The organism is Melaminivora sp. (assembly GCF_032059615.1).
Classification (GTDB): domain Bacteria; phylum Pseudomonadota; class Gammaproteobacteria; order Burkholderiales; family Burkholderiaceae_C; genus Melaminivora.
The window spans coordinates 15247-29486 of record NZ_DAMCAM010000038.1; the positions used below are offsets into that span (position 1 = coordinate 15247).

General features: G+C 69.2%; 11 protein-coding genes and 2 pseudogenes. 5 read left to right on the forward strand and 8 right to left on the reverse strand.

Annotated features, from left to right (window positions below; all coding sequences use genetic code 11):
- Positions 1–79: 79 nt before the first annotated feature.
- Genes RT051_RS09715 through RT051_RS09735 form a run of 5 tightly spaced genes read right to left on the reverse strand, consistent with a single transcriptional unit; the run spans position 80 to position 5555 of the window.
- Positions 80–1942: a long-chain fatty acid--CoA ligase gene (locus RT051_RS09715; RefSeq protein WP_313075766.1), complete on the reverse strand. Its 1863-nt coding sequence runs from the start codon at positions 1940–1942 to the stop codon at positions 80–82.
- Positions 1943–1945: 3 nt separating this feature from the next.
- On the reverse strand, positions 1946–2746 hold the full coding sequence (locus RT051_RS09720) for an ABC transporter ATP-binding protein (RefSeq protein WP_313075769.1): 801 nt from the start codon (positions 2744–2746) through the stop codon (positions 1946–1948).
- The gene (locus tag RT051_RS09725; RefSeq protein WP_313075799.1) at positions 2743–3582 is read right to left on the reverse strand and encodes an ABC transporter ATP-binding protein; all 840 of its coding nucleotides are present in this window, start codon (positions 3580–3582) and stop codon (positions 2743–2745) included. Before RT051_RS09725 ends, RT051_RS09720 begins: the two co-directional genes overlap by 4 nt.
- Positions 3583–3599: 17 nt before the next feature.
- Positions 3600–4676: a branched-chain amino acid ABC transporter permease gene (locus tag RT051_RS09730; protein ID WP_313075772.1), complete on the reverse strand. Its 1077-nt coding sequence runs from the start codon at positions 4674–4676 to the stop codon at positions 3600–3602.
- A gap of 3 nt (positions 4677–4679) precedes the next feature.
- Entirely contained in the window at positions 4680–5555 is an 876-nt protein-coding gene (locus tag RT051_RS09735) for a branched-chain amino acid ABC transporter permease (RefSeq protein ID WP_313075776.1), read from the reverse strand.
- Positions 5556–5741: 186 nt separating this feature from the next.
- Between RT051_RS09735 and RT051_RS09740 the strand changes: the two genes are divergently transcribed.
- Positions 5742–7178, forward strand: a complete 1437-nt coding sequence (locus RT051_RS09740) for an NAD-dependent succinate-semialdehyde dehydrogenase (RefSeq protein ID WP_313075779.1) — start codon at positions 5742–5744, stop codon at positions 7176–7178.
- A gap of 90 nt (positions 7179–7268) precedes the next feature.
- Here RT051_RS09740 and RT051_RS09745 read toward each other — a convergent pair whose 3' ends face one another.
- From RT051_RS09745 to RT051_RS09755, 3 genes and pseudogenes are all read right to left on the reverse strand, one after another.
- Positions 7269–8171 (reverse strand): sulfurtransferase, encoded by a 903-nt coding sequence (locus RT051_RS09745; protein ID WP_313075782.1) that lies wholly within the window; start codon positions 8169–8171, stop codon positions 7269–7271.
- A gap of 110 nt (positions 8172–8281) precedes the next feature.
- Positions 8282–9191: pseudogene (locus RT051_RS09750) on the reverse strand (DMT family transporter); the annotation flags it as partial.
- Between the two features lie 98 nt (positions 9192–9289).
- On the reverse strand, positions 9290–10432 hold the full coding sequence (locus RT051_RS09755) for an aromatic ring-hydroxylating dioxygenase subunit alpha (protein ID WP_313075788.1): 1143 nt from the start codon (positions 10430–10432) through the stop codon (positions 9290–9292).
- A gap of 249 nt (positions 10433–10681) precedes the next feature.
- Between RT051_RS09755 and RT051_RS09760 the strand changes: the two genes are divergently transcribed.
- The 4 genes and pseudogenes from RT051_RS09760 to RT051_RS09775 all read left to right on the forward strand — a co-directional run.
- On the forward strand, positions 10682–10933 hold the full coding sequence (locus tag RT051_RS09760) for an exodeoxyribonuclease VII small subunit (RefSeq protein ID WP_313075789.1): 252 nt from the start codon (positions 10682–10684) through the stop codon (positions 10931–10933).
- Positions 10918–11832: a farnesyl diphosphate synthase gene (locus RT051_RS09765; protein WP_313075793.1), complete on the forward strand. Its 915-nt coding sequence runs from the start codon at positions 10918–10920 to the stop codon at positions 11830–11832. The genes RT051_RS09760 and RT051_RS09765 overlap by 16 nt, the downstream gene beginning before the upstream one ends.
- Positions 11833–11899: 67 nt before the next feature.
- A complete protein-coding gene (dxs, locus tag RT051_RS09770) occupies positions 11900–13789 on the forward strand; it encodes a 1-deoxy-D-xylulose-5-phosphate synthase (RefSeq protein WP_313075796.1) in 1890 nt (629 codons plus the stop codon).
- Positions 13790–13966: 177 nt separating this feature from the next.
- Positions 13967–14240, forward strand: a pseudogene (locus RT051_RS09775) (ABC transporter substrate-binding protein); the annotation flags it as partial.

The following is a 14240-nucleotide window of genomic DNA, read 5'->3' on the forward strand; positions in this document are numbered from 1 at the left end:
GTGTGGGTGCGGGATGCGTTGCGACACGAGCGGTTATAGGGCGCGGCGCGCCCGCGGCCATCGGCACTATCCCTGCCGGCTAGCCAGGTCCATACATGGCCTCGATCTGCGGCGCGTACTTGGTCTGCACCAGCTTGCGCTTGAGCTTCATGGTGGGGGTCAGCTCCTCGTCCTCGGCGGTGAGCTGGGTGTCGAGCAGGAAGAACTTCTTGATCTGCTCGACGCGCGCGAATTTGGCATTCACCTCGTCGATCACGCCCTGGATGAGTGCCTGCACCTCGGGCGCGCGCGTGAGGCTGGCGTAGTTGGAGAATGGCACGTCGTGGTCCTGCGCGTACTTCTCGACGTTCTCCTGGTCGATCATGACGATCACCGTGAGGTAGGCGCGCTGGTCGCCGATGACCACCGCGTCGGTGATGTAGGGGCTGAATTTCAGCTCGTTTTCCAGCTCGCTGGGCGTGATGTTCTTGCCGCCGGCGGTGATGATGATGTCCTTCATGCGGTCGGTGATGCGGAAGTACCCCTCGCCATCCACCGTGCCCACGTCGCCCGTGCGCAGCCAGCCGTCGGCGGTGAAGGTCTCGGCGGTCTTGTCCGGCAGGTTCAGGTAGCCCTTGAAGACGTTGGGGCCCTTGACCTGGATCTCGCCCGTATCGGGGTCGATGCGCACCTGGTTGAAGCCGGCGGCCGGCCCGATGGAGCCCGGCCGGATGCGCGTGGCCAGCATGCCGGTGGAGGCGCCGCAGGTCTCGGTCATGCCCCAGACCTCCAGCATGGGCACGCCCAGGGCCAGGTACCACTTGATGAGCTCGGGCGAGATCGGCGCCGCGCCCGTGACCAGGAAGCGCGCGCGGTGGATGCCGATCATCTTGCGCACGTTGTCCAGCACCAGCCAGCGCGCCAGGCGAAACTGGGCCCGCAGGCCCGCGGGCACGTCCTGGCCGGCGAGCACGCGCTCGGCGATCCTCGTGCCCACGCCGATGGCCCAGGCGTAGGCGGCCTGCTGCACCCGGGACGATTCCTTGAGCGCGATCATCACGCCGGAGTAGAACTTCTCCCACACGCGCGGCACGGCGGTGAAGACCGTGGGCGCGATCTCGCGCACGTTCTCGGGCACGGTGTCGGGGTTCTCGACGAAGTTGAGCTTGCAGCCGGTGTAGAGCGAGAAATACTCGCCGCCCATGCGCTCGGCGATGTGGCACAGCGGCAGGAAGCACATGGCCTCGTCCTGCTCGGTGCGCGCGATCAGCGTGTTGAAGCCGCGTGCGGTGTAGGCCAGCGCCCCGTGGCCGTGCATGGCCCCCTTGGGTTTCCCGGTGGTGCCCGAGGTATAGACCAGGATGGCCGTGTCGCCGGGCTGCAGGGCGGCGATGCGCCGCTCCATCTCGCCGGGGTGCGCGGCGTTCCAGTCGCGGCCGAGGGCGCGCAGGTCGGCCAGGCCGAGAATGTCCGGGTCCTGCAGCCCGCGCAGCCCCTCCATGTCGAAGACGACGATCTTTTGCAGCAGCGGCAGGCTGGCGCGCACTTCGAGAGCCTTGTCCAGCTGCTCGTCGTCCTCGACGAAGAGCACGCGCGTGGCCGAGTCCTCGCACAGGTAATGCACCTGCGGCGCGGCGTCGGTCGGGTAGATGCCGTTGGCGATGCCGCCGCAGGACAGCACGGCCAGGTCGGCCAGCACCCATTCCACGTTGGTGTTGGACAGGATGGAGGCGCACTCGCCCGGCGCCAGGCCCAGCGCCATCAGGCCGCCTGCGATCTCGCGCACGGCCTCGCCCACCTGCGTCCAGGTCCAGCTTTTCCAGATGCCCAGCTCCTTCTCGCGCAGCCACACGCGCGGGCCGCGCTGCCCGATCGCGTTCCAGAACATCGCCGGGATGCTGTCGCCTTCTAGCACGCGCGCCTCGATGGGTTGAAGGTGGGAGAGGTCCCAAAGATTCGACACGTGCTATCTCCAGGTTTTCTTTTTCTTCCAGCGCCGCTCGCCGCGTACGCTGTCGGCCTTCATCCCCAGGTAGAACTCCTTGATGTCGTCCTTCTCGCGCAGCGCGGCGCAGCGGTCCTCCATGACGATGCGGCCGTTTTCCAGCACGTAGCCGTAGTCGGAGGCGTTCAGCGCCATGTTGGCGTTCTGTTCGACCAGCAGGATGGTGGTGCCGCGCTCGCGGTTGATGCGTACGACGATTTCGAAGATCTCCTTGGTCAGGCGCGGCGACAGGCCCAGGCTGGGCTCGTCGAGAAGGATCAGCTCGGGGGCGGCCATGAGGGCGCGCGAGATCGCCAGCATCTGCTGCTGCCCGCCCGAGAGCAGGCCGGCGTCCTGGCCCTGACGCTCAGCCAGGATGGGAAAGTAGCCATACACCGTCTCGATGTCGCGCGCCACGGCGTCGCGGTCGGTGCGCGTGTAGGCGCCCATCAGCAGGTTGTCGCGTACCGACAGCAGGGGGAACACCTCGCGCCCCTCGGGCACGTGCGACAGGCCGCGGCGCACGATGGCCGCCGGGTCGTGCGCGGTGATGTCCTGGCCCTGGAGCAGCACGCTGCCCTTGCGCGGGTCGATGATGCCGCTGATGGTCTTGAGGATGGTCGTCTTGCCCGCCCCGTTGCTGCCCAGGACGGTGGCGATCTCGCTACGGCGTACCTCCAGGCTGACGCCGCGGATGGCCTTGATGGGGCCGTAGCTGCTCTCGATGTTTTGCAGCCGCAGGATGGGTTCGGCGCCGGACGCGGGCTGGGCGGCGGCGTTCATGTGCGCACCCCCTGCGTCTGCCCGCCCGGGGGGCGGCGCAGGTTGCTCACGTCGTCGATGGTGCCGAGATAGGCCTCGACCACGCCCGGATGCGTCTGCACCTCGTGCGGCGTGCCCATGGCCAGCACCTGGCCCTGGTTCATGGCCAGCACGCGGTCGGATACGCGCGAGACCAGCGACATGTCGTGCTCGACCATGAGCACGGTGATGCCCAGCTCATCGCGGATGTCCTGGATCCAGAAGGCCATGTCGTCGGTCTCCTCCACGTTCAGGCCGGACGAGGGCTCGTCCAGCAGCAGCAGCTGCGGCTCGGTGCACAGCGCGCGCGCCAGCTCCACCACCTTGCGCACGCCGTAGGGCAGGCCCGCGACCAGCGTGTCGCGATAGTGCTGCAGCTCCAGGAAGTCGATGACCTCCTCGGCCTTCTCGCGTGCGCGGACCTCTGCAGCGCGCACGCGCGGGGTGAAGAACATATCGCCCCACAGCCCCGTTTCGCGGCGCGTGTGGCGGCCGATCAGCAGGTTGTGCAGGACGCTGGCGTGCTCGAACAGCTCGATGTTCTGGAAGGTGCGCGCGATCCCCAGGCCGGCGACCTGGTGCGCCGGCTGCTCGGTCAGCGTGAGCGGGCCCTGCGCGCCGGCGTAGAGGATGCTGCCGCTGGTGGGCGCGTAGATGCGGCTGATCAGGTTGAATACCGTGGTCTTGCCCGCGCCGTTGGGGCCGATCAGCGTGAACACCTCGCCCCGGCGCACATCGAAGCTCACATCGTTCACCGCCAGCAGCCCGCCGAAGCGCACGCTCAGATGGCGTGCGCTCAGCAGCGCGTCGGCGGACAGGGAAGGGGTGGCTGGGTTCATTTCAGGCGATCGGATTTCTGGAAGCTCTTCTGGCGCTTGAACATGCCCTTGCGATAGAAGGGAAACAGCTGCAGCCAGGTGCGCACCTTGAGCCAGCGGCCGTACAGGCCCAGGGGCTCGAACAGCACGAAGGCGATCAGCACCGCGCCATAGACGACGGCCTGCAGGCCCGGTGCCTGGCCGATGGCCTCGGGCAGCAGGTCCTTGCCCAGGGAAATCAGCTGCGGCATCAGGATGAGGAACAGCGCGCCCAGGAAGGCCCCGTGCACCGAGCCCAGGCCGCCGATGACGATCATCAGCAGCAGGTCGATGGACTGCAGGATGCTGAACTGGTCGGGCGAGAGGAACTGCATCTTGTGCGCGTACAGGGCGCCTGCGATGCCCGCGAACGCGGCCGACAGCGCGAACGACAGCGTCTTGTAGTGCGCCAGGTGGATGCCCATGCTCTGCGCCGAGATCTCGGAGTCGCGGATGGCGACGAAGGCTCGGCCCGTGGGCGAGCGCAGCAGGTTCAAAATCGCCAGCGTGCAGGCCATCGCCAGGCCCAGGCACAGGTAGTAGAACGCCTCGGTGGTCTCCAGCGTATGGCCGAACAGCTGCGGCGGCAGGACCGATTTGCCGGCATTGCCGCCGGTGACGCTCTCCCAGCGCGCGAACACCTCCTCGACGATGAAGCCGAAGGCCAGCGTGGCGATGCCGAGATAGATGCCCTTGACGCGCAGCGCCGGCAGCCCCACCACCACGCCCACGGCGGCAGACAGCAGCGCCCCGCAGGCCAGCGACAGGAAGAATGGCCAGCCCATGCCCGTGAGCACCGCCTGCGTATAGGCGCCCACCCCGAGAAAGGCCGCATGCCCGAGCGAGAACTGCCCGGTGTAGCCCGCCAGCAGCATCAGCCCCAGGCCGGCGATGGCGTAGATCAGCACGAAGGTCAGCTGCGCCAGCCAGTACTCGGGCGCGGCCCAGGGGGCGACCACGAGCGCCAGGCACAGCAGGCTGTACCAGAAGGTGTGGCCCCCGTGCTTGGCGAGGCGGATGTCCTGCGCGTAGGAAGTCTTGAATAGGAAACGCATGGATCAGACTTTCTTGCGCAGTTTTTCGCCGAACAGGCCGTTGGGTTTGACCATGAGCATGAGCAGCACCACGACGTAAGCGGCGATGTCCTTGAAGCCCTCGGGCAGGTAGAAGCCCGACAGCGACTCGATCACGCCGATGACCACGCCGCCGACGATGGCGCCGGGCAGGCTGCCGAAGCCCCCCACCACGGCGGCGGGAAAGGCCTTGAGCCCGATGAAGCCCATGTTGGCGTGCACGAAGGTGATGGGCGCCAGCAGCAGGCCGGCGATGGCGGCCACCGCCGCCGCCAGGCCCCAGGCCAGGCCATTGAGGCGCTGCACCGGGATGCCCATGTAGTAGGCCGCCAGCTGGTTCTGTGAGGACGCCTGCATGGCCACGCCCAGGCGGGTGTAGCGAAACATCGCGTACAGGAGTGCGCACAGCACGGCGGTGGCGCCGATCACCGCCACCTGCTCGGCCGCCAGCACCAGGCTGCCCAGCTGCAGCGGCTGGTCCTTGTAGGGCACGGGCAGAACGTGGGTCTCGGTGCCGAAGCCCGGCACCATGGTCACGAGGCCGCGCAGCACGTAGCCGATGCCGATGGTCAGCATGACGATGGAGAAGGCCGGCTGCCCAAGGATGGGGCGGATGACCACGCGCTCGAGCAGCACGCCGAAGACGGCCATGGCCAGGATGCTGGCCAGCACGGCGATCCAGAAGGGCATGCCCATCACCTGCATCAGCACCAGCCCGCAGAAGGCGCCCAGCATCATCAGCTCGCCCTGCGCGAAACTCACGGTCTCGGTGGCCTTGTAGATGAGCACGAAGCCCAGCGCGATCAGCCCGTAGATGCACCCCTGCGCGACACCGCTGACCAGCAATTGGACGAATTGCACCAGGCACCCCCATGTATTTTTACAAAGCAGGTGCTTTGCATAATTAATGGTGCATGCTGGGCCTGCACGGCGTAGCTGGGACTTACCCTGTAGCCGCCGCACCCTGCCTATAGTGGTGCCGCAAACCCCGCATGACAGCGCTGCGGGGCGCATCCGTCAACCCATGAAAACCCAAGGAGCAATGGCATGAGCTACCCCGATACCCGCCTTTTCATCGACGGCCAGTGGCAGGACGCCCGGGACGGGCGCACCCTGGCGGTGCACAACCCGGCCACGGGCCGCGAGATCGGGCGCGTGGCCCATGCGTCCACGGACGACCTGGACCGGGCGCTGACGTCGGCGCAACAAGGCTTCGAGACCTGGCGCGATACCAGCGCCCACGAGCGCGCAGCGACCATGCGCCGCGCTGCCGCGCTGATGCGCGAGCGCGCCGACGCCATCGCCACCATCCTGACCCGGGAGCAGGGCAAGCCGCGCCTGGAAGCGCGCGGCGAGGCGCTGGCCGCCGCCGACATCATCGAGTGGTTCGCTGACGAGGGCCTGCGCGTCTATGGCCGCATCGTGCCCGCGCGCAACCCGGCCGTGCGGCAGCTGGTGGTCAAGGACCCGGTGGGCGTGGTCGCGGCCTTCACCCCCTGGAACTTCCCCATCAACCAGGTGGTGCGCAAGCTGGGCGCGGCACTGGCCGCGGGCTGCGCGGTCATCGTCAAGGCGCCCGAGGAGACCCCGGCCAGCCCGGCCGAGCTGGTGCGGGCCTTTGCCGACGCGGGCATTCCGGCCGGCGTGATCAACCTGGTCTATGGCGATCCGGCCGAGATCTCGGGCTACCTGATCCCGCACCCGGTCGTGAAGAAGGTCACCTTCACCGGCTCCACGGCGGTGGGCAAGCAGCTGGCCGCCCTGGCCGGCCAGCACATGAAGCGCGTGACCATGGAGCTGGGCGGCCATGCGCCGGTCATCGTCTGCGAGGATGCGGACGTGCGGCTGGCCGTCAAGTGCACGGCCGGCGCCAAGTTCCGCAACGCCGGTCAGGTCTGCATCGCGCCCACGCGCTTTTTGGTGCACGAGAGCGTGCGCGCCGAGTTCGTCGCCGCGCTCACGCGCCATGCCGAGGGCCTGAAGGTGGGTGACGGCCTGCAGGAGGACACGCGCATGGGCCCGCTGGCCAATGCGCGGCGCGTGGCGGCCATGCGCGACTTCCTGGGCGATGCGCGCGCGCAGGGAGCGAGCGTGCGCACGGGGGGCGAGGCCATTGCCGGCGACGGCAACTTCTTCATGCCCACCGTGCTCGACGACGTGCCCCTGTCGGCGCGCGTGTTCAACGAGGAGCCCTTCGGGCCGGTGGCGGCGGTGCGCGGCTTCACCGACCTGCAGGACGCCATCGCCGAGGCCAACCGCCTGCCCTACGGCCTGGCGGCCTATGCCTTCACCGCGTCGCTGAAGAACACCCACCTGCTTGCGCAGCGGGTCGAGGTCGGCATGCTCTGGGTCAACCAGCCGGCCACGCCCTCGGCCGAGCTGCCCTTTGGCGGCCTCAAGGACTCGGGCTATGGCTCCGAGGGTGGCCCCGAGGCGCTGGAGGCCTGCCTGAACACGCGTGCGATCTCGATCACGGCGGTGTGAGGCGGGAGCCTGCGTCCTCTGCCTGCGCGGGCACGCGGCTCATGTCTTGACTCCCTCTCCCGCCCTGCGGGAGAGGGCGCAATGGCGGGTTCAGCCGCCGCGCTCGACCGGCCGTGCCGGGTCGCTGCACCACTCGCTCCAGCTGCCGGCAAAAAGGGCGGCGGGCGGGTAGCCGGCGATCTCCATGGCCAGCAGGTTGGGGATGGCGCTCACGCCGCTGCCGCACTGGTGCACTACCCCGGCCGGGTCGCGCCCGGCCAGCAGCCCGTCCCACTCGGCGCGCAGCTGCGCGGCCGGCTTGAAGCGGCCGTCGGGCCCCAGGTTCTCGGTGAAGGGCCGGTTGAGCGCGCCGGGAATGTGCCCGGCCACCGGGTCGAGCGGCTCGACCTCGCCGCGGTAGCGTGCGCCGGCCCGGGCATCGACCACGGTCTGCCCGCCGTGCGCCAGACGCTGGTGCACCTCATCGGCACCCACCAGGCGGCGCAGCGGCTCGCCGATCTCGAAATTGGTCTGGAAATGCGCCGGCTCCTCGCCGCTGGCGACCGCGCCGCCCGCGGCCTTCCAGGCTTGCAGGCCGCCATCGAGCACAGCCACGGCGTCGTGGCCCATCCACTTGAGCATCCACCAAAGGCGGCCGCAGTAGGTGGAGCCGTTCCTGTCATAGACCACGGCCTGCATGTCGTTGGCAAATCCCACGGCCGACAGCCACATGGCGAAGCGCTCGCGGTTGGGCAGTGGGTGACGCCCGCCCGAGCAGGGCGCGTCGGCGGCGCCCGCCACCAGCACGCCGCTGGGGCCGGGCGCGCCGTGGCGGGCGCTCAGGTTCAGGTCCAGGTCGGCATGGACGGCGCCAGGGATGTGTTCTTCAAGGTACATCGCCGCGCCGTGCGAGGGCGTGGCCAGGTCGAAGCTGCAGTCGAACACCATCAGGCGCTGGTGCTCGCGCTGGAGCTGCAGCAATTCGGCGGGGGAGATGAGCAGGGTGTGGGCCATGGTGCGTGCGCGGGGAGGACTCTGATGCGCCATTGTGGCGCCGGCCGGTGGCCGCGCGTGTCCGCGGATGCCGCATCCGCCCACACGCGCGGCGTGCAGGGCCGACCGCCATGCTCAGCCGCTGGAGGGCAGGGCGGGCGTGCGCGCGCGCAGCACCGTGGCGGTGATGCCGCTGGCGACGATCAGCGCCATGCCGGCCCAGGCGATCAGCGGCAGCTCGTCGTCGAAGACCCACACCCCGAGCAGGCTGGCGAAGATGATGCCCGAATACTGCAGGTTGGCCACCACCAGCGTGGCGCGCGGTGTGGCGGCGCGCGCGTAGGCCAGCGTCATGCACAGCTGCCCGCCGGCGGCGAACAGGCCCAGCGGCAGCAGCCACAGGGCCGGCCAGCCCGGCCAGGGCGAGGCGCCGAAGACCAGCGTGGCCGCGCCGCCCGCCACGGCCGAACCGAGCGCGAAATAAAACACCGTGCGTGCCTCCGGCTCGCCCAGCCGGGACAGGGCCGAGACCTGCATGTAGGCCAGCGCAGCGCAAAAGCCCGACAGCAGCCCGACCGTGCCGGCAAAGCCCTGCAGCCCCTGCGTGCTCGGGCGCAGCATCAGCGCCACGCCAGCAAAGCCGGCCAGCACCGCCAGCACCAGCGGCACGTGCAGCGGCGGGCGCGGCTCGCGTGCGCTCGGGCGCCAAGCCAGCAGTGCGCCTCCGGTCAGGAAGGCGGCGATCCAGATGCTGCTCATGTAGTTGAGCGTGACGGCGCTGGGCAGCGGCAGGTGGGCGATGGCGTAGAACCACGCGCCCAGCGAGACCACGCCCACCAGGCTGCGCCAGGCATGCATGCCGGGGTAGCGCGTGCCCAGGGCCACGCCCTGGCGGCGCGCCAGCAGGGCCAGCAGCCCCATGCCCAGCAGACCGCGGTAGAACACCAGCTCGGCCGGCGAGAACCAGGCCGAGGCGATCTTCACGCAGACGCCCATGCTGGCGAACAGGAATGCGGCCAGGACCATCCACAGGGCTTGCATGGGTGAAGAATTGCAGTTTGGAATGAAAATAGCTGCAAACCCTTGCTGGACAAGGGAGTGCAGCTATTGTTTCGTGAGCACGTGCCCGGCGCCGGCGTTCAGCCCTGCTGCGGCGCGGCCTGGCCCATCCGGGCGCGGTACCACTCGTGGAAGTGCTGCATGCCGTCCTCCATCGGGCTCTGGTAGGGGCCGACCTCGTTGTCGCCGCGCTCCATGAGGGCGCGGCGGCCGGCGTCCATGCGCTCGGCGATCTCGTCGTCCTCGATGGCCGTCTCCATGTAGGCCGCGCGCTGGGCCTCGACGAACTCGCGCTCGAAGGCGACGATCTCCTCGGGGTAGTAGAACTCGACCATGTTCAGCGTCTTGTCCACGCCGATGGGGTGCAGCGTCGAGACGGTGAGCACATGCGGGTACCACTCGACCATGATGTGCGGGTAGTAGGTCAGCCAGATGGCGCCGCGCTGCGGCAGCTGCCCGCCCTGGTAGCGCAGCAGCACGTCGTGCCACTGCCTGTAGACATCGGAGCCCGGCTTGGCAAACGTCGGCGCCACGCCCACGGTCTGCACGGAGAACTCGCGCCCAAACTCCCACGTGAGGTCGTCGCAGGTCACGAAGTTGCCCAGGCCCGGGTGAAAGGGGCCGACGTGGTAGTCCTCGAGGTACACCTCGATGAAGGTCTTCCAGTTGTAATTGCACTCGTGCAGCTCGACGTGGTCAAGCACATAACCGTCGAACGACAGGTCATGCGCCGGGCCCATGCCGGCCAGGTCCGCGGCGATGTCGCGGCCGTTGTCCTCGAAGAGGAGGCCGTTCCACTCGCGCAGGCCGTAATTGTTGAGGTTCAGGCAAGGGTCGTGCGAGAAGTGCGGTGCGCCCAGCAGCTCGCCGGCGGGCGAGTACGTCCAGCGGTGGATGGGGCAGACGATGTTGCCGCCCGCGTGCCCCTTGCCCTGGGCACGCAGGTTGCCCCGGCCGCGCAGCATGATGGCCTGGCGGTGTCGGCAGACATTGGAGATGAGCTCCAGCCCGCCCTGGGCGTTGCGCACCAGCGCGCGGCCTTCGCCCTCCTGCGGCAGGGCGAAATAGTCCCCCGGCTCGGGCGCGGCGAGCTGGTGGCCCACGTAGCGCGGCCCCTGGCGAAAAAGGGTGTCCAGCTCGCGCTGCAGCAGCGCCTGGTCGAAATAGCTGGTGACGGGAAGTTGGCTCGTGGCCTGCTGCAGTCGAAGACTTAAATCAGACATGGGCGACCTGACCTAAAGACTCCCCACAGGGAGGGACGCGCGTGGGCGCGGGAGAAAACAGGAAACCGGCCGGGAGCGTTACCCCACAAGCCGGTTTCGTTGAAGGAATGGGATTATAGAAGGTGGGGTTATTTCCTCTGCGGGGATATGTGTATTGGGGTGTCGGCCGCCTCGGGCGACCCTGACGGGTACCGCCTAAAATGCCCCGCTTGTTCCCTGACCCGCGCGTTCGGCGCCGCCACCACCGTCATGCCCAAGGCTTCCGCCGCATCCTCCGCACCCTCCGCACCTCCAGAACCCGCCAGCTACGAAGCGGCCCTGCAGGAGCTCGAGCAGCTCGTCGCCCGCATCGAGTCGGGCCAGCTGCCACTCGAGCAGATGCTGGCCGGCTACCAGCGCGGCGCGTGGCTGCTGGAGTTCTGCCGTGCGCGCCTGGAGGCGGTGCAGGAGCAGATCCAGGTGCTGGACGAAGGCGTGCTGCAGCCATGGAACGAGCAGTGACCGCGGTCGTGGCCACACCCTTCGCGCTGGCGCCCTGGATGGCGGCGCAGCTCGCGCGCGTGGAGGCGGCGCTGGAGCAGGCCTTCTGCACCGAGGGTCCGGCCGGGCTGGGCGAGGCCATGCGCTACGCCGTGCAGGGAGGGGGCAAGCGTCTGCGCCCGCTGCTGGTGCTGGCCGCCTGCGAGGCGGTAGGCGGGCAGCCCGAGGCGGCGCTGCGCGCGGCCTGCGCCGTCGAGCTGATCCACGCCTACTCGCTGGTGCACGATGACATGCCCTGCATGGACAACGACGTGCTGCGCCGTGGCAAGCCCACGGTGCACGTGCAGTTCGGCCAGGCCCAGGCGTTGCTGGCAGGCGATGCGCTGCAGGCGCTGGCCTTCGAACTGCTCACGCCCGAGGCGGGCGTGGCGCCCGCCGTACAGGCCCGCCTGTGCCGGCTGCTGGCGCGCGCCGCCGGGGCCGAAGGCATGGCCGGCGGCCAGGCCATCGACTTGGCCCACGTGGGCCGGGCCATGGACGAGCAGGCGCTGCGCCGCATGCACGCGCTCAAGACGGGGGCACTCTTGCAGGCCAGTGTCGAGATGGGCGCCGCCTGCGGTGCCCCGCCGGCTGCGGCCTGGGCCGCGCTGGCGCGCTACGGCGCGGCCATTGGCCTGGCCTTCCAGGTGGTGGACGACGTGCTGGACGTGACGCAGGACTCGGCCACGCTCGGCAAGACCGCAGGCAAGGACGCGGCAGCAGCCAAGCCCACCTACGTCTCGCTCATGGGCCTGGAGCCGGCGCGCGCCTACGCCGCCCGGCTGCTGGACGAAGCGCAGGCGCAGCTGGCCGCTAGCGGCCTGGCCGACACGCGCGCGCTCGCGGCGCTGGCCGACATGGTCGTCCACCGCTCGCACTGACAATCCGGGCGAAACAGGGCCCAAGCCCTTGCAACGCAAGGGTAAACAGCTATGGAAATCGGAGCTTATGTCCACCACGCACCACCCGCTGCTCGAACGCATCAACGCCCCCGCCGACCTGCGCCGGCTGACCCGTGCCGAGCTGAAGCAGCTGGCCGCTGAGCTGCGCGCCTTCGTGCTGGAGAGCGTGTCCAAAACCGGCGGCCACCTGTCGTCCAACCTGGGCACCGTGGAGCTGACCATCGCCCTGCATGCCGTCTTCAGCACCCCCGAGGACCGGCTGGTCTGGGACGTGGGGCACCAGACCTATCCGCACAAAATCCTCACGGGCCGGCGCGAGCGCATGGACAGCCTGCGCCAGCTCGGCGGCCTGTCGGGCTTTCCGCAGCGCAGCGAGAGCGAGTACGACACCTTCGGCACGGCGCATTCGTCCACCAGCATCTCGGCAGCACTCGGCATGGCGCTGGCCGCGCGCCAGCAGGGCGTGGAGCGCCACTGCGTGGCCATCATCGGCGACGGGGCCATGACCGCTGGCATGGCGTTCGAGGCGCTGAACAACGCCGGCGTGGCCGACGCCAACCTGCTGGTCGTGCTCAACGACAACGACATGAGCATCAGCCCGCCGGTGGGTGCGCTCAACCGCTACCTCGCCCAGCTCATGAGCGGCACCATCTACAGCCGGGCGCGCGACATGGGCAAGAACGTGCTGAAGAACGTGCCGCCGCTGCTCGAACTCGCCAAGCGCCTGGAGCAGCAGGCCAAGGGCATGGTGGTGCCGGCCACCATGTTCGAGCAGTTCGGCTTCAACTACATCGGCCCCATCGACGGGCACGACCTCGATTCGCTCATCCCGACGCTGGAGAACATCCGCGAGCTGCAGGGCCCGCAGTTCCTGCACGTGGTGACGAAAAAGGGCCAGGGCTACAAGCTGGCCGAGGCCGACCCCGTGGCCTACCACGGCCCGGGCAAGTTCGACCCGAAGATCGGCCTGGTCAAGCCGGCCACGCCTCCGAAGCAAACCTTCACCCAGGTCTTCGGCCAGTGGCTGTGCGACATGGCCGAGAAGGACAGGCGCCTGGTCGGCATCACCCCCGCCATGCGCGAAGGCTCGGGCATGGTCGAGTTCCACCGGCGCTTTCCCGACCGTTACCACGACGTGGGCATCGCCGAGCAGCACGCCGTGACGTTTGCCGCCGGCATGGCCTGCGAGGGGGTCAAGCCCGTGGTGGCCATCTATTCGACCTTCCTGCAGCGGGCCTACGACCAGCTGATCCACGACGTGGCACTGCAGAACCTGCCCGTAGTGTTCGCGCTGGACCGCGCCGGCCTGGTGGGCGCCGATGGCGCCACGCACGCCGGCGCCTACGACATCCCCTTCATCCGCTGCATCCCCAACATGGCGCTGGCCTGCCCGGCCGACGAACGCGAATGCCGCCAGCTGCTGACCACCGCCTATGAACAGGACCACCCGGTGGCCGTGCGCTACCCGCGCGGCAGCGGCGCGGGCGTGGCGCCTCTGGCCGGGCTGGAGGGCCTGCCCTACGGCCGGGGCGAGGTGCGCCGCGAGGGCCGGCGCATCGCTATCCTGGCGTTTGGCACGCTGCTGTACCCGGCGCTGGAGGCGGCCCGGCAGCTCGATGCCACGGTGGTCAACATGCGCTGGGCCAAGCCGCTGGACACCGAACTGCTGCTGCGCATCGCGCGCACCCACGAGGCGCTGGTGACGGTGGAGGAGGGGGCCATCCTGGGCGGCGCGGGCAGCGCCGTCTGCGAGGCCCTGAACGCCGCCGGCCTGGTGCTGCCGGTGCTGCAGCTGGGCCTGCCCGACGTGTTCATCGAGCATGGGGACCCGGCGCGGTTGCTGTCCCTGCAGGGGCTGGATGCGGCGGGCATCGCGCGCTCCATCACGCAGCGCTTTGGCAGCGCCGCCGCGCAACCCGGGCGCGCAGCCGCCTGACCGCGGGGCGCCGGGCGCACGCGCGGGGCGCCGGGCAGTGTGTTTTCGAGGGGAAACCCGTAACGAACGGAAGCCTTGCGGTTTTTACAATTTGCCCTCGTGCAGCGCGCGGAAGGCGGATGGCCGGATCCCACGCGTTGCCGTTTTTTGTGTTCACCCAACTGGAGAGACAAGTCCATGGATCGTCGTTCAATCATCAAGCAGGCAGGCCTGGCGGGCGTGCTGGCCGCAGGCGTGGCCCCGGCCGTGCATGCCCAGCAGACAGTGCGCTGGCGCATGGCTGCAAGCTTCCCCAAGTCCCTGGACACCATCTTCGGCAGCGGCGTGAAGTTCGCGGAAACCGTCAAGGAACTGTCGGGCGGCAAGTTCGAAGTGACCGTGCACGCCGCCGGCGAGCTGATGCCCGCCTTCGGCGTGGTCGACGCGCTGGAGAAGGACACCATCGAGATGG

Bases quoted from the DNA above. Each gene is read 5' to 3' on its own strand.
- RT051_RS09720 (WP_313075769.1), bottom strand. From the start codon at position 2,746: ATGAACGCCGCCGCCCAGCCCGCGTCCGGCGCCGAACCCATCCTGCGG.
- RT051_RS09730 (WP_313075772.1), bottom strand. From the start codon at position 4,676: ATGCGTTTCCTATTCAAGACTTCCTACGCGCAGGACATCCGCCTCGCC.
- RT051_RS09740 (WP_313075779.1), top strand. From the start codon at position 5,742: ATGAGCTACCCCGATACCCGCCTTTTCATCGACGGCCAGTGGCAGGAC.
- RT051_RS09745 (WP_313075782.1), bottom strand. From the start codon at position 8,171: ATGGCCCACACCCTGCTCATCTCCCCCGCCGAATTGCTGCAGCTCCAG.
- RT051_RS09755 (WP_313075788.1), bottom strand. From the start codon at position 10,432: ATGTCTGATTTAAGTCTTCGACTGCAGCAGGCCACGAGCCAACTTCCC.
- RT051_RS09760 (WP_313075789.1), top strand. From the start codon at position 10,682: ATGCCCAAGGCTTCCGCCGCATCCTCCGCACCCTCCGCACCTCCAGAA.
- RT051_RS09765 (WP_313075793.1), top strand. From the start codon at position 10,918: ATGGAACGAGCAGTGACCGCGGTCGTGGCCACACCCTTCGCGCTGGCG.
- dxs (WP_313075796.1), top strand. From the start codon at position 11,900: ATGTCCACCACGCACCACCCGCTGCTCGAACGCATCAACGCCCCCGCC.